Source organism: Thioalkalivibrio sp. AKL7, from assembly GCF_000381705.1.
In the GTDB taxonomy this organism is placed as follows: Bacteria; Pseudomonadota; Gammaproteobacteria; order Ectothiorhodospirales; family Ectothiorhodospiraceae; genus Thioalkalivibrio; species Thioalkalivibrio versutus.
This window is the reverse complement of record NZ_KB906957.1, coordinates 14,354-37,073: the sequence shown is the minus strand read 5'-3', so window position 1 is coordinate 37,073 and position 22,720 is coordinate 14,354. Positions and strand designations below refer to the sequence as shown.

Genomic DNA, 22,720 nt, shown 5'->3' with positions numbered 1-22,720 from the left:
GACGGCCTCAGGCCGCCTTCACGTGCTCCTCGAGTTCGGCGAAGCCGGGACGCATCTCGCTTTCCATGGTCTTGCGCCCGAATTCCACTGCCACCTGCGGGCTGTACCCCTGAACGTTGGCGAGGATGCAGGCCTTGATGCACTGGAGGAACTTGGCTTCTTCTTGGGACCGCGACTCCAGGGCGGCCGCGGTTGGACCGACAAAGCCATAGGCCAGGAGGATGCCGAGGAAGGAGCCGACCAGGGCCGCTGCCACGCTCATCCCGATTTCCTCGATCGAACCGCCGATTGCGCCCATGGTGTTCACGATCCCCAGAACAGCGGCCACGATACCGAAGCCGGGCAGGGCATCCGCCACGCGGTTGACCGCATGGCTGGGGCGCTCGGATTCCTCGTGGTGGGTCTCCAGGTCCACGTCCATCAGGGCGTCCAGCTCGTGCGGGTTCATCGAGCCGGAGATGATCAGGCGCATGTAGTCGGTGATGAACTCGACCGCGTGATGGTCCTTGAGTACCCGGGGATGCGCCTGGAACAGGGCACTCTCCTCGGGCTCCTCGACGTCGCCTTCGATGCCCATCAGGCCTTCCTTGCGGGCCTTGGTGAACAGCTTGTACATCAGCGCGAGCAGGTCGAGATAGTCGTCGCGCGAGTACTTGGCACCCCCCTTCAGGAGTTGGGGGAGGGACTTCATGACGGTGATCACAACCCGCAACGGGTTGGCGATCAGGAAGGCGCCCAGGGCCGCGCCGCCGATGATCATGTATTCGTACGGCTGCCAGATGACCATGATATTGCCACCGTGCAGCATGAAGCCGCCGAACACGCCGCCGAGCACGATGATAAAGCCGAGAATGTACTTCACTGATGGGGTTCCGGGATGTGGGCTCGAGTAGGGGTTCTGCGGGCCAGTTCACAGTGCCGCAGTTGCTATAGTGACGGGCATAACCATAACGACTCCCCTGCGCGAGGTACAGCATGTCCCTGGACAAGGACGCGCCCTACATGGACGAAGCCGCCCGCCTGACGGCCGTGGAATGGCCGATCCTCGAGGCGAGCGATGCGGTGTTTGCCGACCCCGACGCCCTGGTTGAGCGCTCGCTGCGCGAACTGGCGCGTTACGCCGAACGCGACCCCGGTCTGAGCCTGCGTCTGATCCTGCGTGCAAACCGTTCGCGCCGCGGCCTGCGCCAGGAAGTGCACGCGGTGGGGGACGCCATCGCCATGCTGGGGTTGCAGAACGTCCATCAGGAGGCGACTGCGGCGCCGCGCGTCGAGGATGTCGTTACCCAGCCGCAGGCTTATCGCGAGATGGCGGCGCAATCGCGGCTGGCGGCAATGATTGCGACCGAAATCGCAGGCGAGCGCCACGATACCGAGCCGGGCGAGCTGGCCCTGGCCGCCCTGCTGAATCAGCTCGGCCTGCTCGCCCTGCTGGTGGAGGGCGAGCCGCGCCTGGCCCGGCTGATGGAGATCCTCGAGCTGAATGCGCTTCCGGACGAGGCCAGTTACACCGCGCTGGGGTACGCAACGGACGATCTTTCGCGTGCGATGGCGGAACAAATGGAGCTGCCGGAACTGGTGCAGGGGACGCTGCGGGCGGTCAATGCGGCGCATCACCGGGCCTTTGAGGTGATGGTCGCGAGCGCCGTGGCCTGGCAGGTCTTTCGCGGCATGGATACCGCGCGCGGTGACCGCGACCTCGCGTTGCTGGCCGGGTTGATGGGTTTGACCGACAAGGAGGCCGCGGACCGGATCAGTGCGGTGATCGAGCGTTTCAACGCGGATGTCGCGGTCTATCATCGTGAACCGCTGGATCCGCAGATACCCGGGCGGGTCTGGCTGCGCGAGCCCCATCGGCCGCGCCTGGCCCTGATGCCGCGGGTCGACCTGCTGGAAGAGGGGATTGCCGCGCTCGAGAAAGAGCCGAACCGCGAGCTGCGCGTACGGCGGATGCTGCGGGTGATGCAGTTCGGTGTAGGCCTGAACCGGGTGGTTTTTGCCCGTCTGTCCCGGGATGGCGAGACGCTGCGCGCCGAGCACCTGGTCGGCACGCTGCACGAACCGGAGTTCAGTCACTTTGTGATCAACCGTGCGGCGCTCGGACCGTTGGCGCAGGTTCTGGATATGGACACGCCGCAGTGGTGGGACCGCAAGCGCATCCATGAGCAGATGCCCTCGGCGGTGCGCAAGCTGACCGGCGGGGTCGACTGCCTCGTCGCGCGCCTGTGCGATGGCGAGCGCGTGCTGGGCCTGGTCTACGCCGACCGGCGTTCGCGTGACCTGGAGCTGACCCCGTTCGCCTTCGAGGGCTTTCGGCGTGTGCTGGCCGCGGCAGCGCGGCCTGTTGAATCCCGGTAGGCCGCCGCCAGATGCGATTCAAGTTTGGGGCATCCGGGTCGATACATTCGTAAGAGCGAATATATTCGCCGGGGATCATCCTCGAGGGCGCGGGGCGCAGCGAACGGCCCGCGCGACTTTTGGTTGCCGGACACGTCCTGTTCGGCACACAAGAATAAGGAAGTACGGCATGCGCAAGAATCTTCCCGTCACCCAGGCGGAGTATTCGCTGGATCGGCATGGGGATCTGATCTCGGCCACGGACGAAAAAGGCCGCATTCGCTATGCGAACGACGACTTCGTCGCGGTCAGCGGCTTCGACTGCGCGGAGTTGGAGGGGGCCGCTCACAATATCGTGCGCCACCCGGATATGCCGGAGGCGGCCTACGCGAACATGTGGGAGACCCTGAAGGCCGACCGGGCCTGGATGGGGATCGTCAAGAATCGGCGCAAGAACGGCGACCACTACTGGGTGGACGCCTTTGTGACGCCGTCCTACGAGAATGGGCGCAAGACTGGCTACGAGTCGGTTCGGGCGATCCCCGAACGCGAATACGTCGCCCGCGCGGAAAAGGCGTATGCCGCGCTCAACCGGGGCCGGAGCTTCGCGCGGCGCTGGTACCACGGTCTCACCTGCCGTCTTGCGGGGACCTGGATGGTCGGTTTCCTGCTGGCGCTGGCGGTCGTGTTCCTTGCGCCCTCGCCGCTGGTCCAGGCGGGCCTCCTGGTATTGATCTTTGCCGTCGGCGGTATCGCGTCGCTGGCGTTCACCTCCGGCGTCCGGCAGGCGGTCACGCGCGCCCGGGAACAGTTCGACAACCCGGTGATGGAGGCGATCTACACTGGGCGCCGCGACGACAGCGCGTCACTCGAGCTGGTGCAGCATTTCGGCGAGGCGAAGCTGCGCACCGTGCTGGGACGGATCGAGGACAAGGCCGACGCGGTGAACGACGACGCCCACGCCATGGCCAGCAGCGTGGACCAGACTGCCTCCGGCGTGGAGCGCCAGCAAAACGAGATCGACCAGGTCGCCACGGCCATGAACGAGATGACTTCGACCATCCAGGAGATGGCGAGCAACTCCGCGCGCGCCGCCGAGGCCGCCAACAACGCCGAGAAGGAAACCGGTTCCGGGCAGGATGTCGTGAACGACACGGTTTCCGTGATCAACCGCATGGCAGCGGAAGTCGAGTCCACGGCCGAGAAGCTCGGCAAGCTGGAGGCGAGCACCGTGGAGATCGACAAGATTCTGAGTGTCATTCGCGAGATCGCCGAACAGACCAACCTGCTGGCGCTGAATGCCGCGATCGAGGCCGCCCGCGCCGGGGAACACGGCCGCGGGTTCGCCGTGGTGGCCGACGAGGTGCGCAGCCTGTCGCAGCGCACCGACGAATCCACGGTGACCATTCGCAATATGATCGAGAGCCTGCAGTCCGGGGCGCGCGAGGCCATGTCCGCGATGCGTGCCAGTCAGGAGCGGGCCGCTGACGGGGTGGAGAAGGCCCAGGCGGCGGGCGATTCACTGACCAGCATCCGCGAGGCCGTTGGTCAGATCACCGAGATGAACACCCAGATCGCCACCGCGGTCGAGGAACAAAGCGCGGTCTCCGAGGAGATCAACCGCAACGTGACGTCCATTCGCGACGTGGCCACCGAGACCGGTTCCGTCTCCGCCCATGCCCGCGACGCCAGCGCGCGGATGCAGGCCGAGGCCGCCGAACTGAAGGCGCTGATCCACCGGTTCGAACAGAAATAAGCCGAGCCTCGATCGGGCCGTTATCGACTCGGTAGGGGTTGGAACGGTGGCGTCGAGCCTGCGTGGCGATGGCGGGCGGAACCGCGTTGGCACGCAGTGGGCAGGATGCGTTGAGCGCAGCGAACCGCATCCTGCAAGTTCATGTGTCGGCAGAGGCCCTGATTTTCTCTGCGCCTCGTGGTGAACGGGAACGTCAGGCGGTCTGGCGGTAGCGGCGTTCGATGTAGGCCTCGACGCGGGCCTGGAATTCTTCGGCGATGCGGTCGCCCTTGAGGGTAACGGTCTTCTCGCCGTCCTCGTAGACCGGGGCGACCGGTTGTTCGCCGGTGCCGGGCAGGGAGATGCCGATGTTGGCGTGCTTGCTCTCGCCGGGGCCGTTGACCACGCAGCCCATCACCGCGACGGTCATCTCCTCCACGCCCGGATAGCGTTCCTTCCAGGTGGGCATCTGGTGGCGGATGTAGGTCTGGATGTCCTGCGCCAGATGCTGGAAGTACTCGCTGGAGGTGCGTCCGCAGCCGGGGCAGGCAACCACCGACGGCAGGAAACTGCGCAGCCCCATGCTCTGCAGGATCTCCTGCGCGACCAGGACTTCCTTAGTACGGTCGCCGCCGGGCTCCGGCGTCAGCGAGATACGGATGGTGTCGCCGATACCCTGTTGCAGTAGCACCGATAGCGCGGCCGTGGAGGCGACGATGCCCTTGGCCCCCATGCCGGCCTCGGTCAGGCCCAGATGCAGCGGGTAGTCGCAGCGCGCGGCCAGGTCCTGATAGACCGCGATCAGCGGTTGCACGCCGCTGACCTTGGCCGACAGGATGATGCGGTCATGCGGCAGGCCGATACGTTCGGCCTCGGCCGCGCTCTCGAGCGCCGAGGTGATCAGGGCCTCCTGCATCACCGCCTCGGGCGACAGGGGTTCGGTGCGCTCGTTGTTCGCGTCCATCATCCGTGCGAGCAGGGCCTGGTCGAGGCTGCCCCAGTTCACGCCGATGCGCACCGGCTTGTCGTACTCGCAGGCGGTCTCGATCATGGCCGCGTACTGGCTATCGCGCTTCGAGCCGCGCCCGACGTTGCCCGGGTTGATGCGCAGCTTGGCCAGCGCCTGCGCGCACTCCGGGTATTGAGTCAGCAGCTTGTGGCCGTTGAAGTGGAAGTCCCCGACCAGCGGCACGTCCAGTCCCATCGCATCCAGGCGTTCGCGGATCTCCGGTACGGCCTTCGCCGCGGCCTCGGAGTTCACCGTGATGCGTACGACCTCGGAGCCGGCGCGCGCGAGTTCCGCCACCTGCACGGCGGTGCGCAGGGCGTCCGCGGTGTCGGTATTGGTCATCGATTGCACCATCACCGGGTGGTCGCCGCCGACGGTGACGTTGCCGACGCGGACGGGGACGGTCTTGTGGCGCTTGGGAGTCGTATTCATCAGTAGGCGCGGGCGCGAGGTAACGGTGTGCGGAGTGTAACGCAGCACTGCTCGACTGCCGAGAAACTGCAGGCCCCAAGTCGTAATGCCCCCGTTGGCTGGCGGAGGGGCGTGTGGCCGAACGCCAGGGACATTGGCGCTGATGTCTCCTCTCCCCGTCATGGCGAGGCCCCGCAGGGGCCGTGGCCATCTCCTGACGCAGCCCCGACGCCGGGGCCGCTCGGGGAGATCGCCACGGCGCGGCGCGCCTCGCGATGACGGGCCTCGGAGCGCGGCAGGCGGTGGAGATCCCGGCTCTGCGCTTCGCTGCGGCAGGGATGACGGGGTGTTTGTGGCGTCCGGCGGCTCGGCGACCCGCAGGTGTGGGTCAGGGAATCAGGCCGGCCCTCCAGGGCTGGAAGGTGTTCTCGACCGCGGCGCGACTGGCCGCGTGCCGGGCCTCGACGCGCTCGGCAATGGCCTGCTGCCAGGCCAGGTGGGTCTCGGCGTGCAGGGCGTCCAGGGCCTCGTGCAGGGCCTGCTCCAGGTCTTCGCGGTGGCGGGTCTCGTCGAGCCGCAGAAGCAGCCAGTCCACGCCGATGATCGTGGCCCCGGCAGCGGTGATGCCACAGCCCAGCGAGAACGGACCGCTCCAGGCGCAGACCCCGGCACCAAGGGCGCCCGCGCGGCCGGCGCGACCGAGGCTGCGCGCCAGCCCCGCCTGCGTGGCGCGGGCGGCCAGCCGGGCCTGCACGGCGCGCGCGATCAACGGGGTCGCGAGCCCGGTGCCGGCGGCGGCCGTGGCCGCCAGGCCGGTGCGCTGATCGAAGCGCTCCAGGTCGATATCCAGCGCCGCGTGCAGGGCGTGGCCGCGTTCGATCTCGGCCGCTGAGGGCCCTCCGGCGCGCGGCGGTGGGTCCGGGATGCGCGCGTCCGCGAGGCGCTCGGCCAGCTCCAAACGCCAGGCGTCGCGAACCTGGCGTTGTTGCTCGTCCACGCCCCATTCGACGCGGGTCGCCAGGTCCCGCAGGGCGTGATCCCACAGCGCCTCGGGCAGCAGGCGCTCGCGCAGCATCCGCGCGGGGGCATCCGGTTCGGTGTCGCCCAGCCACTGGGTCCCGCGCAGCCACAGGCGCATGTATTCGGCGCCCAGCGAGTAGTACCAGTCCGCGACCTCGGGGACGCGGTCGTGCAGTTCCGCGAAGCGGGCATCGAGTTCGGCATCCACGCGGCCTTGCCAGTGCTCCCGGGCCTCGGCGTCGCCGGCCTCCAGCCATTCGAGCGTGAAGCGTTCGAGGCGGGTGAGGCGTTCTTGCTCGACCTGGTAGCGCTGCTCGCCGAGTTGCAGGGTCAGCGGAGCGGTCTCTTCCCAGTTACGGGGTTCGTGCTGGCTGGCTAGCCACAAAAGGCTGGTGCTGGCCAGTAGGGTCAGGACCAGCCAGGTCCAGGCCGTATGCCACCCCGCCGTCATCGCCATGGCCGGGTGCCGGTTGGGGCTTGCGGGATGCACGACGGCATGGCGGGGTCCGGGCTACTCGATGACGGGGGCGTTGCGCGGGTCGCCCAGGGTGTCGTTCGTCGGGCGCAGCGGCAGCAGGCCGTTGGCCAGCAGCAGGAAGCCGAGCGCCAGGAAGGCCTGTTCCGCGAGCACCAGCAGCCAGCCGAGCAGGGCCGGCAGGGATTCCACACCCTGCGGGAACCACTGCTGGCCCAGCCACAGGCGCAGGGCATCCTGGGCGGCCGCGAGTTGCAACCCGGCCTCCAGCAGATGGCTGCGCGCGGCCTCCTGATGGACCAGGAACCAGACCGCCTGTTCCAGCGTGGCGCCGGTCAGGTCGGGGTACCGGGCCTGCAGGGCCAGCGCCAGCAAGGTGACGATCAGCAGCAGGCCCGTGAGCCTCAGGGCCCCGCGGCGGACCAGTTCCGGTGCGAACTGCGGATGGGCATGGCCGCGCAACAGTCGGGCGAACAGGGCCTCGCTGATCACCAGCACGAAGCCGGCGACCAGCAGGGCGGCCCAGACCTCCTGTGTCGGGATGCGCGCGAGGGTGATCAGCAGCAGACCGCCCAGCAGCGCGCCGATGATCAGGTGACGCAGGGCCATCAGCGGCCCGCCCCGCAGGCGGCGAGGCCATTGGCTGGTCGGCTCCAGGTAGCCGCGCAGGAAGGCCGCGCGCCGTACCCGGTGGCGCCGGAAGCCGCCATGGGCGATCAGCAGGGTGACGCCGATCCACAGCGCCATCACCCCGGCCTCGGGCAGGACCCGCAGGTTCATGTGCATCAGCCACAGCCCGATTACCAGCAACGTCACAGTAAAGGCATGGCGCAGGGCGATATGCCGGCTCGGGAGTGGGCTGGACACGGCGGACGAGGATGAACGGGACACGGGGGCTCCAGAAGGATTATGCACGCCCTGATGGTAGCAGGCGCCGGGGGTGTCGCCTGGTGTTCCGGTTTCGTTCAGCCGGAGGCGCTATAACAGCGGCATGACTTGGACTCGTCTCGTTCGATACTGTTCGCCGGCCGTACTCGGTCTGGCGGTGTGGCTGATGCTGTGGTGGCCGGCCTCTGTAGCCGCAGAGGAACGACTGCGTCTGCATGCGGTGTTCGGGGATCGCGCGGTGCTGTCCGTGGGGGACGAGCGGGCCGTGGTCTCTACCGGCGAGACAGGGCCGGACGGGGTGCGGGTCCTGCGCACGCGCCCGGGCGCGGCCCTGGTGGAGTACGGCGGCCGACAGCATGAGCTGCGGGTGCAGCAACGGGCGGCCCCGGCGCGGCCGGTCGGGCCGGCGGAGGGGGGTGTCGAGGTGCGGGTGCATCGAGACTCGCGCGGCGACCACGCGCTGACCGCCGGGGTGAACGGCACGGCCGTTACCGTCGTCGTCGATGCGCAGGCTGACTCGGTGTTGCTGCGTGAGACCGATGCCGAGCAGGCCGGGATTGACGCCGATCAGGGGCGCTCGGTGCGCATCCGCGACGCCCGGGGTACGCAGCATGGGCAGCGCGTCCGGATCGAGCAGTTGCAGGTGGGCGCGCTACGCCGTTCGGGGGTCAGTGCGATCGTGTTGCCCGACGATGCGCTGCCGCGCTCGCGTCTGGGCCGCAGCTTCCTCGAGCACTTCGCGGTCGAAACGGACGGCGATGCCGTCGTGATCCGCGAGCGCTGAGGAGGTGGGTTAGCATGTGGCCCGTCATGACCCCCGAGATTCCTGCATGCCGCTGATTCGGCGCCACCCCGAGAACGCGCCCGCCCCCCGGCGCGAGATCTTCGGCTGGGCGATGTTCGACTTCGCCAATCAGGCCTACACCTTGTTGATCATCACGGTGATCTTCGGCGACCTGTTTACGCGCGTGATCGTCGGCGACGCCCCGGACTATCGCCTCGGTAACCTGCTGTGGAGCGTGGCCCTGGCGGTCAGCTACGCGATGGTGATCGTGGCCGCCCCGTTTGCCGGGGCGATCATGGATGCCACGGCCTCGCGCAAGCGCTTCCTCGCCGCCTCGTGGGTGCTGACGATCATCACCACCGCGTTGCTGTACTTCGTCGAGCCGGGGCTGGTGTTCTTCGGCATGGCGCTGATCATCGCCTCCAACTTCGGCTATGCCATCGGCGAGTCCTTCATCGCCAGCTTCCTGCCCGACCTGGGGCCACCGGAGAGGCTCGGCTGGATCTCGGGGTTGGGCTGGGGGCTCGGGTATATCGGCGGGTTGGTGGCAACGGCCTTTGCCCTGGGGCTTCTGGGCGAGGTGAGCGCGGAGAACTTCGAGCGCATTCGCTGGGTCGGGCCGTTCGCGGCCGCGTTCTTCCTGGTCTCGGCGCTGCCGACCTTCCTGTTCCTGAAGGAGCGCGGCACCCGGCGGCGCATGGCCCGCAACGTCCAGCTGGGGCTCGGCTGGAAGCGGGTGAAGGCCTCGCTGGTCACGCTGGGCGAGCGCCGCGACCTGCGCGCGCTGTTCGTCTCGATCTTCTTCATGATGGCCGGGATCTACATCATCATCGCCTTCACCTTCATCTACGGTGCGCAGGTGATCCAGTGGGACGAACCGACGCGCGTGATGATGTTCGTGGTGACCCAGATCACCGCGGTGATCGGTGCCGTGGGCTTCGGGTTCCTGCAGGACCGCGCGGGGCCGGTGCGCATCTATCGCATCACGCTGGTGCTTTGGGCCTTGGCGGTGCTGGCGATCTTCGCCACGCCGACCATCGCCCAGTGGCTGAGCGTGCTGCTGGGACGACCGGTGGAGGCGCAGATGGTGTTCCTCGGCGTCGGCATCCTGGCCGGGCTTTGCCTTGGCTCGGCGCAGTCCGCCGGGCGTGCGCTGGTGGCGCTGATGGTCCCGGCGCGCGAGGCCGGGCGCTGGTTTGGCTTCTGGGGGCTGTCGTCCAAGGCCGCGGCGATCTTCGGCCTGCTCGGCATCGGGCTGCTCCAGGTCTGGCTGGGCCTCGAGAACGCCATCCTGTTCTGCCTGTTCCTGTTCCTCGCCGGGCTGCTGGCGTCCATTCCCATCCGCCTCGCCGACCGCCGCCAGGCCGCGGCGGTTTGATTCGCCACGAAGCACACGAAGGTCCTTCTTCGTATCTTCGTGCGCTCCGTGGTGGTATTACAAAGCCACGGGTGGGCGCGGAGGGCTATTCGGTGGCGTGGTGGGTGGTGGTGGCGCCGCGATCGAAGCGGCCTTCGTAGAGGCGCAGCAGCGCGGGGATCACGAACAGCACCAGCACGGTGGCGATGGCCAGGCCGAAGACGATGGAGATCGCCATCGGGATCAGGAACTGGGCCTGGACCGAGCGTTCGAACAGCAGCGGGGTGAGGCCGGCGATGGTGGTGACCGAGGTCAGGATCACCGCGCGCAGGCGCTGGCAGGCGGCCTCGACGATCGCCTCCTGCAGGGCCAGCCCGGCCTCGCGCAGGCCCTGGTAGAAGCTCACCAGGATGATCGAGTTGTTGACCACGATCCCGGTCAGGCCGAACAGGCCGAACAGCGACAGGATGGTCAGCTCCACATTCAGGATCCAGTGTCCGAGCAGGGCGCCGAGGATGCCGAACGGGATGATCGCCATCACGATCAGTGGCCAGCCCCAGGAGCCGAACACCCAGGCCAGGGTGATGTACATCAGCCCCAGCGCCAGGATCAGGCCCGTGCGCATGTCGGCGAAGGTCTCGGCCTGGTCGGCTGCACGCCCCTCGAAGGAATACTCGATGCCGTAGCGTGCCGCGAGGTCGTCCAGCGGGCCGTCCTCCAGCGCGGCGCGGATGCGCGCGGCGTTGTTCACGCTGCGGTCGACCTCGGTGGAGACCTGGATGGCCAGGCGGGTGTCGGCATGGCGCAGGGTCTCGAAGCCCTGGCGCGAGCGCAGATCGACCACGCTGCCCAACGGGGCGAATTCGCCGCTCGGCAGGCGCAGGTTCAGTCGCTCCAGGCTCTCGCTGGAATGGCGCTCGTGATCCGGCAGGCGTACGCGCACCTCGACCTCTTCCAGCCCGTCCTGGTAGAGCTGGGCCAGGTGGCCGTCGAAGGCGTCGCGCAGCTGGGCACCGACCGATTCGGTGGTCAGGCCCAGGGCGCGGCCCTCCGGCTTGACCTGGAACACCAGCTGTTCGCGGCCGAACGGGGTGTCGTCGTTGGTGGCGAAGGTGCCGGCGAAGTCGTCGAAGATATCCGCCAGTTCCAGTGCCGCATTTTTCAACACATGCGGGTCGTCGCCGGTCAGGCGGACCTCCAGATCGCGTCCTGGCGGGCCGGTCTGGCGCTCGTCGATGCTGAAATTCTCGATGCCCGGGGCCTGGCGCACGCGCTCCTCCCAGGCCTGGATGAATTGGCGGTTGCGCACCTCGCGCTGTTCCGGCGATGCCAGTTCGACCTGGATGTTGCCGAACTGGTCGCCGCGTGGGGCGTTGCCGTCGCCGGGGTCGATCCCGCGCCCAAGCCGAGTCACCGAGGCGCGCACCAGGTCGCCGCCGAGCTCCTGTTCGGTCTCCGCCAGGGCCTCCTCGACGTGGATCAGGAAGGCCTCCACCCGCTCCGGCGGGGTGCCGGCGACGAAGTTGACGCCAGCGTTGACGATGGTGCCCTCCGGCGACGGGAAGAAGGTGAAGCCGATGCGCCCGCTGGCGGCCAGGCCGATGGCCAGGATCAGAGCGCCGACGGCCAAGGCAAGAGTGGTGCCGGAATGATTGACCGAGACCGTGACCGCGCGGCGGAAGGCGCCGTTGCGGAAGCCCTCGAAGCCGTTGTCGAAACGCTCGCGCAGGCTGCCCGGGCGCGGCGGCTTGAGCCGGTGCATCACGCCCTTGAGGTGGGCGGGCAGGATCAGGAAGGCGATCAGCAAGGTGGCGATGATCACGCAGATCACTACCAGCGGGATGTCGAACAGGATGTTGCCGATGATCCCCCCGATCAGCATCAGCGGCAGGAAGGCGGCGACCGTGGTCAGCGAGGCGGCGATCACCGGGCCGACCATGCGCCGGGCGCCGTCGCGCGCGGCGCGGCTGGCCGAGAGCCCGCGCTGGTGCAGGCTGTAGGCGTGCTCCGAGACCACGATGGCGTTGTCGACGATGATCCCCAGCGACATGATGAAGCCGAACAGCGAGATCATGTTGATCGAGCCGCCGACCACCCACAGCACCACGAAGGCGGCGGTGAACGCGATCGGGATGCCCAGTGCCACGCGCAGGGCGATGTGGCGGTTGAGGAACAGGAACAGGATCGCCAGGACGAGCAACAGGCCGCCCAGACCGTTTTTCAGCAGCAGCGTGATGCGCTCGGACAGGAGCTCCCAGAAGGCGTCGGTGACCTGCAGCTGGACCCCCGGTGGCAGGGCGGGGCGGGTCTCGGCCAGCCAGTCCTCCAGCACCTGGGCGGCGGCGAGGGAGTCGCCGGTCTCCGAGCGCAGCAGCTGCATCTCGATGGCCCGCTGGCCGTTGGCGCGGACGCGCACCTGGCCATCGCGGTGGCGCAGGTCCAGGGTCGCGATATCGCCCAGGGTCAGGCGCCCCAGCTCGCCATCGCCGCGCAGTACCAGGCGCTCGAAGCTGACGATGTCGCGCGCCTGCTCCAGGCTGCGGATCTGGCGCGCGGTGTCGTCGCGACCCACCGAGCCGGCCGGCAGGTCCTGCGCCATGGCGCGGATCTGCTCGCCGATGTCCGCGAGCGTCATGTCCAGGCGGTAGAGCGTTGCGGATGGCACCTGGATGGCCATCTCGTCCTCGGTCAGGCCGGTGAACTCGATGCGCGCGATGCCGGCATCCAGCAGTTCGCGTTCGAACTGACGCGCGAGGATGCGCAGTTGCTGCGGGTCCTCGGGGCCGGTCAGCAGCAACCGCGCCACCGGCTCGTAGCGGATGATGCGGGTGACCACCGGGGTCTCGGCGGCCTCTGGCAGGTTGCGCTGCTGGTTCACACGGTCGTTGACCTGCTCCAGCGCCAGGGTCATGTCGGTCCCGGCCTCGAACTCCATGGTGACCACGCCGATGCCCAGTGCCGAGGTGGAGGTCATGTTGCGCAGGCCGTCGACGGTGCGCAGGTCCTGCTCCAGCGGGTCGACGATGGCGCGTTCGACGTCCTCCGCGCTGGCCCCCGTCCAGGGCACTTCGACGGTCACGAAGTCGAGCTCGAAATTGGGGAAGAACTGGGTGTTCAGCTTGGTCAGGGCGAAGGCCCCGGCCAGCAGCATCAGTGCAATCAGCAGGTTGGCGGCGAGCCGATGCTCCAGGAACAGCTGGATCGGGCCGCGTGGAGGCCCGTCGTGTTCCTGCGCGCCGCCACCAGGCATGGGCTGCCCGGATTCCGGCGCGCTGCCGGTCTCCGATTCGCTCATCGGCCGGAATCCTGTTCTTCAACCTCGACCCGCAGGCCGTCCACGGCATTCGGCAGGCGGGTGGCGATCAGGGTGTCGCCAGCGGCGATCGCGTCGCTGCGGATCAGGGCGAGGGTGTTGCCGTCCGCGTCGATGAAGTCACCCAGACGGTCCACCTGCAGCGACTCCAGGCGGCCGTCGACCACGCGGAACACGCGGTCGCGCCCGAACAGGGACTCGAACGGAACGGCCAGGCTGTCGGGCTCCTCGGGCAGCTGCAGGCGCAACTCGACGAATCGATTCAGCGGTAGGCGCTGGCCGCCCGAGCGAACCTCGAACACCCCGCGCATCCCGGAGTCGCCGCTGCGGGTCTCGCCCTCCAGGCGCGCCAGCTCGGTCTCGATCTCGTGGCCGCCGACCGTCGCGTGCGCGGGGAGGGATGTGCCCGCCTGCAGCAGGGCCTCGACCCGGGCGATCAGGTGTTCCGGAAGGCTGGCGCGAATCTCCAGATCGTCCACGGCGTACAGCCGCAGCAGCGAATCTCCCGGACGCGCGCGCTCGCCAGTGGACACCTCGACGTCCACGATGCGGGCGTCGAAGGGGGCGCGGATGGTGGTGCGTTCCAGGTCGATCGCGGCCTGCGCCTCGGCGGCGCGGGCGCGCGCCAGGCGGGCCTCGGCCTGGGCCCGGCGCATCGGGGCATCGGCCACGGCCTGCTCGCGGCTGTCCACGGTGATGCTGGCCTGTTGCAGGCGTTCGCGCGCGGCATCGACGTCGGATTCGGAACCGAGATTGCGTCCGCGCAGGTCGCGGGCCCGTTCCAGGCCGCGTTCGGCAATCGCCAGCAGCTCGCGTTCGCGGCGCAGGGCCTCGCGGTCGAAGCGGGCGCGCAGTTCTTCGCTCTCGACCGCGCCTTCCAGTTCCTGGCGTTCGGCCTCGCGCTGGTCCAGCAGGAGCTGGGCCTCGCGCGGGTCAATGTGGACGAGGGCATCGCCCGACGCCACCCGCTGCCCCGCGCGCGCCGGCACGTCTTCGATCTCGCCCTCGACCGCGGCACGCAGCAGCGCATCGCGGGCGGACTGGCTGCGTCCGTTCAGCATGATGCCCGGGCGGTGGGTGCCGGGCTCGGCGGTCAGACCCTGCACCGGCCAGGTGCGTTCGCTGGCCTCCGGCGGCGGGGCCGAGGGCCCGGTCGCGCGCAGAATCATGAATCCCACCACCGCGACGGCGAGGATCAGGACAGGGAGGATGGCTCGGCGGAGGGCGCGCGGCATGGGTATCTCGATTTGTTCGCGGTACTGGCAAGCCGGGTATGGCTCGTCGCTTTGGAGACGCGCGCGGGCCGGAGGTTCCCGCAGCGGGGCACATCATACCATCGCGGTTTGTGGGGGAACCCCCGCGGTTGCGGTCAGCCCCTATTGTGCCAATATTACGTTTTGCTTAAACGAGGATAAAGGCGATGAAGGGATCCAAGCGGTTTCTTGGCGGGCTTTTGGCGGCGGGTTTGCTGGCGGGCGGCGCCGCGGCTCCGGTCCTGGCCGAGGCGCCGCAGATCTGCGAGTGCCGCGATGGCCTGGAGATGGAGGGGACGCCGTGGATTCGTCTGATGCCGGGCGACATGACGGGGGGGTACTTCGTGCTCCGAAATAGCGGCGATCAGGATTATCGGATTGTTGCGGCGGAGGCGCCCATCGCGAAGGTGGTGGAGCTACACGAGCATGCCCATGTGGATGGCGTGATGCGCATGCGCCAGGTCGACGGCCTGGAACTCCCGGCTGGCGAGACCCTGGTGCTGGAGCCGGGCGGACTGCATCTGATGTTCATCGGCCTGCACGAGCCGCTGACGGCGGGGGACTGGATCCCGGTGCTCCTGGAGTTTGCCGACGGCGAAACCATGGCGATTCATGCCCGGGTGCAGCGGAGCGAGGGTGCCGGTGAGGGTCACCCCCGAGGGCACAACATGGACGGAGACGCTCGCGGCATGGACCACGGGGCCGGGCACGACGGGCACTGAAACGGACGCGGCGTACCCTTTGGGGGCACAGCGTTCCGGCCTTATTGGTTGGCGGGCCGGGTCGGGATCTCGACATCGGCAGCCTCGCGCAGCGCCTCCAGATACTCCTGGATGGCACGGCTTTCGAGGATCTCGATCAGCTCGGCGCGCACGTCTTCCAGTTCCGGGACCGGGGTATCGCGGGTTTCCTCCAGGCGGATGATGTGCCAGCCGAAGCGGCTCTCGACCGGTTCCGCGGTGGTCTCGCCCGGTTCCAGCGCCATGGCCGCCTCGCTGAATGCGGGGACCATCTGTTCCGGGGCGAACCAGCCGAGTTCGCCACCACGGGCCGCCGAGCCCGGATCGGCGGAGTGGGCCTCGGCCAGTTCGGCAAAGTCCGCGTCGGCTTCCAGCTCTTCGAGCAGTTCGCGGGCGCGTTCCTCCTCTTCCACTAGGATGTGCCGCGCGCGATATTCCGTACCGCGGATCTGCTCGATCTGGCGGTCGTACTCCGCCTCGAGGTCCGCCTGGGTGATGTCGAGCTCTGCGGTGATGCGTTCCATCAGCAGCGAAGCCAGCAGGTTCGTTTCGACCATGCGCAGGATGCGCCGGGTCTCGGCATCGGTATCCAGCCCGCGGGCGACCGCCTCCTGACGCAGTAGCTCAAGGCTGATGACTTCCTCCAGCGTGCCGTCGCTCGCGGCCGGGCCGGGATCCTCGTCCATGCCGGCGTAGGCGAACAGGTCGGCGCGGGTGATCGCTTCACCGTTGACGATAGCGACGGTATCGGCGTCCCCGGTATCCGTGGTGACGTCGTCACCGGTGAACTCCGGCGTGGCTTGGTCCTGCGTGTCGCAGGCGGCGAGCAGCCCGGCGAGCGCCAGGGCGCTCAGGGCTGTAGTCAGGATGCGCCGCTTCATCAAAACACCTGCTTGAACGGGCGTACGTCGACCGTGGTGTACACGCCGGCCGCCACGTAGGGGTCGGCGTCGGCCCATTCGCGCGCGGCCTCCAGCGAGGGAAACTCCGCGACGATCAGGCTGCCGGTGAAGCCGGCCGGGCCCGGGTCGTTGCTGTCGATGGCGGGGCAGGGGCCGGCCAGGATCAGCCGGCCGTCGTCGCGCAGGGCCTGCAGCCGGGCGACGTGTTCCGGGCGCGCGGCCAGGCGCGCATCCAGCGAATCGGGGGCATCCTCGCCCTGGATCATGTACAGCATCGGCATTCTCCTCGGTAAGGGCATCATTCTAACGATGTCGGCGGGCGGATGCCGTTAAGGAGACGCTGATTGAATCGCGCGCTCGCGTTGGTGCCCCCTGTTTTCCGAGACAAGGCGCGTCGAGCAGCGGGTAGTGGTTCTACCCGCAAGCGGCGCAACGCAGGATCGGGGAACAGGGGGCACCAACCCCACAAACCATTCAAAGCAGGGGCTCGGCCGCTTTTGCGCGCGCACGGCGTTGCGGCTCCCTTGTGCAGAGTGACTGCACGGCAGTCACCGCGCCTTGTTCGCACGCAAAAGCGACTCGAGCGCGAGGGCGCGATTCAATCAGCGTCTCCTTAAGGGCTCGTTCTTATGGGCGCGCCGGTGGATGCGCTACACTGCGCGGCCGATCACCGCACCGACTTGTCCCATGATCTCGATCCACCCCGATAATCCCCAGCCCCGGCTGATACGGCAGGTCCTGGACCAGCTGCAGGAGGGGGCCGTCATCGCCCTGCCGACGGATGCCTGCTATGCGCTGGCCTGCCTGCCGGGCGACAAGACCGGGGCGGATCGCATTCGCCGCATCCGTCAGGTGGACGAGACCCATCACCTGACGCTGTTGTGCCGCGATCTCTCGGAACTGGGCGTCTACGCGAAGGTGGACAACACCGCCTTTCGCCTGATGAAGGCCCTGACCCCGGGGGCTTACACGTTCATTCTGCCCGCCACCCGCGAGGTCCCGCGGCGGCTGCAGCACCCGAAGCGCCGTACGATCGGCATGCGCGTGCCGGCGAGCCCGATTGTCTCGGCGCTGCTGGAAGAGCTGGGGTCGCCGCTGATGTCCGCGACCCTGCAACTCCCTGGGGATGAAGTCCCGTTGAGCGAGCCCTGGGAGATCGAGGAGCGCCTGGGCAAGGTGGTGGATCTGGTGATTGACGGCGGCGCCGGGACCCTGGAGGCCACCAGCGTGGTGGATCTAACCGGCGACGCGCCCGAGGTGATGCGGCATGGCCTGGGCGACGTGGGATTTCTGGATGAATAGCCCCGGCCGACGGCGGGGATCACGGCGCGGCACGGCCGCAGGGAGGCGCAATGCGTAAGTGGGTGGTTCTTGCGGTGGTGGTGCTGGCAGTGGCGGCCATCTGGCCGGTGGTGGTCGGCACACAGGTCGAGGGTACCGTCGCCGAGACACACGAGGCTCAGCTTGGCGAGGTGTATCTGCGTCACGAGATGCTCGAATACGAGCGCGGCTACCTGGCCGCCAGCGGTCGCAGTCGGCTGATCCTGGAGGATGCCGACGGGCGCTTCGAGATCCCCCTGGTACACGCTGTGCGCCATGGCCTGCTGGGGGCGCGCGGCGATTCCTTCGTGGATCTGGATACCCTGGCCGCCGCGGACGACTCGCTGCTCGCCCACCTGTTGCGCTCGCTGGATCTGCAGGTGCATTCGCGCTCGGGGATCGGCGGTGGCGTGACCACCCGCATTGCGTTCGACGATCTGCGCATGGACCTGATGAGCGTGCCCGAGGTGGCCGAACACGCCGCTACGGTGGGCGGTCCGCTGTGGCTGGATCTTGCGGCGGGCCAGGGGCGCTTCGCCTGGTCGTCCGAGCAGATCCTGGTGAGCCTGGACCTGCCGGAAACGAGATTGTCCGATGACAGCTTCTCGTGGGAGGCGCGCGAGGCGCGTTATGCCACGGTTTTCGAGGCCGATGCCGACGGGGTCTTCGGGCGGCTGCCGGACTACGAAGGCGGCCTGGCGGCGGCCGTGATCGAATTGCGTGAGGGCGAGGCGACCCGCCTTCACCTGGAGCGCCCCCGCCTCGACGCCTTCCAGCATACGAACAACGACCGCATGGATTCGCGCCTGCGGCTGCAGGTCGATCACGCCCGGGTGGATGACGGCGCGGGGGATGCCCTGACGCTGACGGCCCTGGACCTGCAGGCGGGGATCCTGCGCTGGGACCGTCCCAGCATGCTGCAGTTTCTGGCCGAGCTGGAAGCGGTCGACGCGCGTGGCATCGAGGGCGAGCAGCGCAATGCCCTGATCGGCTCGGCCATGATCGATGCCCTGGGCGGCATGATTGAGCACCAGCCGGCGATCCAGTTGCGGGCGTCGCTGAACGACGAGCCGCCCCGGCAGGTCGCGCTGGACGCCGAGCTCGGCCTGCATGGTACGCAGCAAAGTCTGACGACCCGCCCGCTGGAGACCCTGCGGCTGGACAGCGATCTGCGACTCGGGCTGGAATGGGTAGCCGAATTCGACGCCGCGTATCCCGATATCGATCTGGACGCGCAGTTGCATGCCCTGGCTGCGGATGGCTGGGTTCGTCGCGATGCCGAGGCCGGCTACTGGCACGGCACGCTGGCAATGGCGGACGGCCGCGTGCGCATCAACGATGTGGATCGCACGGCGATGCTGCTGGCCATGCTGTTCGCCTTGTCCGGCGGCATGTTCTGAGACGACTGACCGGGCGTGGACGCGCCCGTTTTATTCTGAGAGGAAGGGATAGATTCCGTGAGCAGTAACCAGGGTACCAACCAGCGCGTGATCTCCGGCATGCGCCCCACCGGGCGCCTGCATCTGGGCCACTACCACGGTGTGCTGAAGAACTGGATCGAGTTGCAGCACAACTACGAGTGCTTCTTCTTCGTCGCCGACTGGCATGCGCTGACCACCCATTACGAGGATCCGGGTGACCTGCAGCAGCACGTGACCGAGATGGTCATCGACTGGCTGGCGGCCGGAGTGAGCCCGGGTTCCGCTACGCTGTTCGTGCAGTCGCGCGTGCCGGAGCACGCCGAGTTGCATCTGTTGTTGTCGATGATTACCCCGCTCGGCTGGCTGGAGCGGGTGCCGACCTACAAGGATCAGCAGGAGCAGCTGCGCGAGAAGGACCTGGCGACCTACGGATTCCTCGGCTATCCGGTGCTGCAGAGCGCCGACGTGCTGGCCTACCGCGCCGGCATGGTCCCGGTGGGCGAGGACCAGGTATCGCACCTGGAGGTCACGCGCGAGATCGCACGGCGCTTCAATCACCTCTACGGCCGCGAGCCCGGCTTTGCCGAGAAGGCCGAGGCGGCCGCCGACAAGATGGGCAAGAAGGCCGCCAAGCGCTACCGCGACCTGCGCAAGCGGTTCCAGGAGCAGGGCGAGGAAGAGTCGCTGGAGGTTGCCCGGGCCATGCTCGATTCGCAGCAGAACATCTCGTTGGGGGATCGCGAGCGCCTGTTCGGCTACCTCGAGGGTGGCGGCAAGATCATCCTGCCGGAGCCGCAGCCGCGCCTGACCCCGGCCTCGAAGATGCCGGGCCTGGACGGACGCAAGATGTCCAAGAGCTACGGCAACACCATCAGCCTGCGCACCGAGCCGGCCGAGGTGGAGAGCCTGATCCGTACCATGCCGACGGACCCCGCGCGGGTGCGGCGCACCGATCCGGGGGATCCGGAAAAGTGCCCGGTATGGGATCTGCACAAGGTCTACACCGACGCGAGCCAGCGCGAGGAGCTGCACGCCGGCTGCACCACGGCGGGCATCGGCTGCCTCGACTGCAAGCGCCCGCTGATCGAGGCGGTGCAGGCCGAGCTGGAACCCATCCAGCAACGCGCGAAGGAATACGCCGAGGATCCGGCGCTGGTGCGCTCCATCATCGTCGAGGGCTCCGAGGCCGCCCGCGAAGAGGCCCGCGAGACCCTGGAAGAGGTGCGCCGGGCCATGGGCCTGGACTACCTGCGATGAGCCAGAGTCTGAGGCATGGACCCGTACGCTGACTCGAGCGACGACCTCGAGCGCCCCGCGACCGTCGAGACCGGCGCGCACGGGGAGGTGCTTTATCGTGTGCATGGCGAGCCGGTGGCGGAACTGCCGGCCGATCTCTATATCCCGCCCGACGCCCTGGAGGTCTTTCTCGACTCCTTCGAGGGGCCGCTGGATCTGTTGCTGTACCTGATCCGTCGCCAGAACCTCGACATCCTGTCGATCCCCATCGCCGAGATCACTCGGCAGTACATGGGCTATATCGAGGTAATGCAGGCCCTGCGCCTGGAGCTGGCGGGGGAATATCTGGTGATGGCCGCCCTGCTGGCCGAGATCAAGTCGCGCATGCTCCTGCCGCGGCCGAAGGAGGCCGAGGCAGACGAGGATGCGGACCCGCGCATGGCGCTGATCCGGCAGCTGCAGGAATACGAACAATTCAAGATCGCCGCCGAACGAGTGGATGCCCTCCCGCGCATGGATCGCGATGTGTTCGCCGCCGGCGCCAGCGTCGAGGCGCTCGAGGGCCCGCCGCCGCCCGGGCCGACGCTGGACGAGCTCATGGAGGCGCTGGCGGCGGTGATGCACCGCGCCAGTCTGATGGCGCACCATCATGTCTCCACCGAGCAGCTGTCGGTGCGCGAACGCATGTCGAACATCCTCGACAGCCTGCATCCCGAACGCTTCACCGATTTCGTGGCTCTGCTTCTGGCTACCGAGGGGCGCCAGGGCGTCGTGGTGTCGTTCCTGGCGGTGCTGGAGCTGACCAAGGCGGGCCTGATCGAGTGGGGCCAGAGCGAACCCTACAGCCCTATCCGGTTGCGCCGGCGTGGGGCGCCCGTGGGAGACGAAGGGGGAGAGCCGGCGTGAGCGAAACCACTGTATCGGACGTGCAGGTGTCTGCCGCCGCCGTTGATGACGAGCAGTTGCGGGCCGTCGAGCTGGCGGTGGAGGCCGTGCTGTTTGCGGCCGCGGAACCGGTGGGGTCGCGCGACCTGAAGGCTGCCTGCGAGGACCTCGGCGAGATCGATCAGGCCTTGCTGGAACGGGCGCTTGGTCGTCTGCAGGAACGCTATAACGATCGCGCGATCGAGCTGGTGCGCTCCGCTGGCGGGTATCGCTTCCGCGTGCGTTCGCGCTTCTCCGCGACCGTGCAGGCCGCCCAGCCCGAGCGCCCGGCGCGGCTGTCACGGGCCCTGCTGGAGACGCTGGCGATCATCGCCTATCGCCAGCCGGTCACCCGCGCCGAGATCGAGGCTGTGCGCGGGGTAGCGGTCAGTACCGGGATCATGCGCACGCTGCAGGAACGCGAGTGGGTACGGGTGGTAGGGCACAAGGAGGTGCCGGGCCGCCCCGCGCTGTACGCGACCACCCGTAGCTTCCTCGACGACCTGGGTCTGCAGCGCCTCGAAGAGCTGCCGCCGCTCGATCAGATCCGCGACCTGGCGGATGTGGCCTCCGACGCGGGCCTTAGCCTGTCGCCACCGGACGCGAAAGAAGACGCTGGTCCGGGCACGAACCAGCGTCTCGATTTCGATGACGGGGATGCCGATCCGGATCCGGAGCCGGCACCCCCGACGCACTCACTCTGAGATCAGCACTGGGCCGTTTCGGCGGTCTTGGGGCAGTCGTGCTGTACCAGGCGATCGTCGTCCAGCCATTCCATGATCCCGTCGGTCACGTTGTAGACGTTCTCGTAGCCAAGGCCGTCGGCCAAAGCGCGGGCGAGGGCGCCGGTGCGGTTGCCCACGCGGCAGATCAGCACGACTTCCTCGTCCGGCTTGACCAGGTTGGTGAACTGCTCGCCAAAGGTCGGGTTGAGCTCGCCATTCTCGTCGAAGGCGGTAATGCGGTAGCTGCCCTCGATCACGCCGGTCTCCGCCCATTCGTCCGGGCGGCGGATGTCGACGATGGTTGCGCCCTCGCGGATCTTCTCGGCCAGGCCTTCGTTGTCCAGCCCGCTAAACGGTGCGCGTTCGACGTCGAGGATCTCGACCTCGAAGCGCAGGGTCGCGTTGGACGGGATGATGTTGCCGGCCCCGCGTTCGCCATAGCCGAGTTCCGGCGGGATGACGATCTCGCGCTTGCCGCCTTCGCGCATGCCCATCACGCCCTGTTCGAAGCCCGGGATCACCTGACCCGCGCCCAGCGTGAGCGCAAATGGCGCGCCGGACTCGCGGCTGGAATCGAACACGCTCCCGTCTTCTTCCAGCGTCCCGGTGTAATGCAGGATGGCCGTGTCATGCCGCACGATCCCGGGCCCTTCGCCGGCTTCGATTTCGTGGATCTCGATGGATGCCGCGGGCTCCGCACTGGCAATGCCGCCTGCGAGCAACGAGCCGATCAGCGCCACTGTAAATATAATAAAACCGGAATATGCGGAATGACAAAAAGTGATCTTCATTGTGTAGCTTCCGTTTATATTAAAAAAGGTTAATAAAAGCTTGTGATCAGCAAGTTGCGAGATCCAATGGGGCCCTATT

19 protein-coding genes are annotated in these 22,720 nt (G+C 68.0%); 10 read left to right on the top strand and 9 right to left on the bottom strand.

From position 1 onward, the window contains the following. Positions 1–7: 7 nt before the first annotated feature. On the bottom strand, positions 8–862 hold the full coding sequence (gene motA, locus G315_RS0112725; RefSeq protein WP_018144402.1) for a flagellar motor stator protein MotA: 855 nt from the start codon (positions 860–862) through the stop codon (positions 8–10). A 113-nt stretch (positions 863–975) separates the two neighbouring features. On the opposite strand from motA, the gene G315_RS0112720 reads away from it, so the two are divergent. Together G315_RS0112720 and G315_RS0112715 are read left to right on the top strand one after the other, a co-directional pair. Beyond that, positions 976–2,358 carry an HDOD domain-containing protein gene (locus G315_RS0112720; RefSeq protein ID WP_018144401.1) on the top strand — a complete coding sequence of 461 codons (1,383 nt, stop codon included), beginning with the start codon at positions 976–978 and terminating at the stop codon, positions 2,356–2,358. 169 nt (positions 2,359–2,527) lie between these two features. Beyond that, positions 2,528–4,093 carry a PAS domain-containing methyl-accepting chemotaxis protein gene (locus G315_RS0112715; protein WP_018144400.1) on the top strand — a complete coding sequence of 522 codons (1,566 nt, stop codon included), beginning with the start codon at positions 2,528–2,530 and terminating at the stop codon, positions 4,091–4,093. A gap of 193 nt (positions 4,094–4,286) precedes the next feature. On the opposite strand, the gene ispG is transcribed toward G315_RS0112715, so the two are convergent. The 3 genes from ispG to G315_RS0112700 form a co-directional block, all read right to left on the bottom strand. Continuing rightward, positions 4,287–5,513 carry a flavodoxin-dependent (E)-4-hydroxy-3-methylbut-2-enyl-diphosphate synthase gene (gene ispG / locus G315_RS0112710; protein WP_018144399.1) on the bottom strand — a complete coding sequence of 409 codons (1,227 nt, stop codon included), beginning with the start codon at positions 5,511–5,513 and terminating at the stop codon, positions 4,287–4,289. A 367-nt stretch (positions 5,514–5,880) separates the two neighbouring features. Further along, a complete protein-coding gene (locus G315_RS0112705; protein WP_018144398.1) occupies positions 5,881–6,969 on the bottom strand; it encodes a hypothetical protein in 1,089 nt (362 codons plus the stop codon). A 54-nt stretch (positions 6,970–7,023) separates the two neighbouring features. Beyond that, positions 7,024–7,878: a hypothetical protein gene (locus G315_RS0112700; RefSeq protein WP_026182025.1), complete on the bottom strand. Its 855-nt coding sequence runs from the start codon at positions 7,876–7,878 to the stop codon at positions 7,024–7,026. A gap of 163 nt (positions 7,879–8,041) precedes the next feature. Here G315_RS0112700 and G315_RS0112695 point away from each other — a divergent pair, with 163 nt between their 5' ends. Then, entirely contained in the window at positions 8,042–8,659 is a 618-nt protein-coding gene (locus G315_RS0112695; RefSeq protein WP_018144396.1) for a TIGR02281 family clan AA aspartic protease, read from the top strand. Between the two features lie 46 nt (positions 8,660–8,705). Then, complete coding sequence (locus tag G315_RS0112690) at positions 8,706–10,037, top strand: MFS transporter (protein WP_018144395.1); 1,332 nt, start codon at positions 8,706–8,708, stop codon at positions 10,035–10,037. Between the two features lie 85 nt (positions 10,038–10,122). Here the strand turns inward: G315_RS0112690 and G315_RS0112685 are convergent, their stop codons facing one another. Both G315_RS0112685 and G315_RS0112680 read right to left on the bottom strand, forming a co-directional pair. Continuing rightward, positions 10,123–13,311, bottom strand: a complete 3,189-nt coding sequence (locus tag G315_RS0112685) for an efflux RND transporter permease subunit (protein WP_018144394.1) — start codon at positions 13,309–13,311, stop codon at positions 10,123–10,125. Beyond that, positions 13,308–14,564 carry an efflux RND transporter periplasmic adaptor subunit gene (locus G315_RS0112680; protein ID WP_019612625.1) on the bottom strand — a complete coding sequence of 419 codons (1,257 nt, stop codon included), beginning with the start codon at positions 14,562–14,564 and terminating at the stop codon, positions 13,308–13,310. The genes G315_RS0112685 and G315_RS0112680 overlap by 4 nt, the downstream gene beginning before the upstream one ends. Positions 14,565–14,749: 185 nt before the next feature. Here G315_RS0112680 and G315_RS0112675 point away from each other — a divergent pair, with 185 nt between their 5' ends. Beyond that, positions 14,750–15,304, top strand: a complete 555-nt coding sequence (locus G315_RS0112675) for a copper chaperone PCu(A)C (protein ID WP_019612624.1) — start codon at positions 14,750–14,752, stop codon at positions 15,302–15,304. A gap of 41 nt (positions 15,305–15,345) precedes the next feature. Here the strand turns inward: G315_RS0112675 and G315_RS0112670 are convergent, their stop codons facing one another. Both G315_RS0112670 and G315_RS0112665 read right to left on the bottom strand, forming a co-directional pair. Next, on the bottom strand, positions 15,346–16,203 hold the full coding sequence (locus G315_RS0112670; RefSeq protein ID WP_019612623.1) for a peptidylprolyl isomerase: 858 nt from the start codon (positions 16,201–16,203) through the stop codon (positions 15,346–15,348). Further along, positions 16,203–16,499 (bottom strand): YciI family protein, encoded by a 297-nt coding sequence (locus G315_RS0112665; protein WP_018144390.1) that lies wholly within the window; start codon positions 16,497–16,499, stop codon positions 16,203–16,205. The genes G315_RS0112670 and G315_RS0112665 overlap by 1 nt, the downstream gene beginning before the upstream one ends. 412 nt (positions 16,500–16,911) lie before the next feature. Between G315_RS0112665 and G315_RS0112660 the strand changes: the two genes are divergently transcribed. The 5 genes from G315_RS0112660 to scpB are packed head-to-tail and all read left to right on the top strand — an operon-like array spanning position 16,912 to position 21,829. Next, a complete protein-coding gene (locus tag G315_RS0112660; protein ID WP_018144389.1) occupies positions 16,912–17,526 on the top strand; it encodes an L-threonylcarbamoyladenylate synthase in 615 nt (204 codons plus the stop codon). Between the two features lie 50 nt (positions 17,527–17,576). After that, positions 17,577–18,944 (top strand): DUF945 family protein, encoded by a 1,368-nt coding sequence (locus G315_RS0112655; RefSeq protein ID WP_018144388.1) that lies wholly within the window; start codon positions 17,577–17,579, stop codon positions 18,942–18,944. Between the two features lie 57 nt (positions 18,945–19,001). Beyond that, on the top strand, positions 19,002–20,222 hold the full coding sequence (locus tag G315_RS0112650; protein WP_018144387.1) for a tryptophan--tRNA ligase: 1,221 nt from the start codon (positions 19,002–19,004) through the stop codon (positions 20,220–20,222). 15 nt (positions 20,223–20,237) lie between these two features. Beyond that, positions 20,238–21,107 carry a ScpA family protein gene (locus G315_RS0112645; RefSeq protein ID WP_018144386.1) on the top strand — a complete coding sequence of 290 codons (870 nt, stop codon included), beginning with the start codon at positions 20,238–20,240 and terminating at the stop codon, positions 21,105–21,107. After that, entirely contained in the window at positions 21,104–21,829 is a 726-nt protein-coding gene (gene scpB / locus G315_RS0112640) for an SMC-Scp complex subunit ScpB (protein ID WP_018144385.1), read from the top strand. The genes G315_RS0112645 and scpB overlap by 4 nt, the downstream gene beginning before the upstream one ends. A 2-nt stretch (positions 21,830–21,831) precedes the next feature. Here the strand turns inward: scpB and G315_RS0112635 are convergent, their stop codons facing one another. After that, complete coding sequence (locus tag G315_RS0112635) at positions 21,832–22,641, bottom strand: FKBP-type peptidyl-prolyl cis-trans isomerase (protein ID WP_018144384.1); 810 nt, start codon at positions 22,639–22,641, stop codon at positions 21,832–21,834. Between the last annotated feature and the right edge of the window lie 79 nt (positions 22,642–22,720).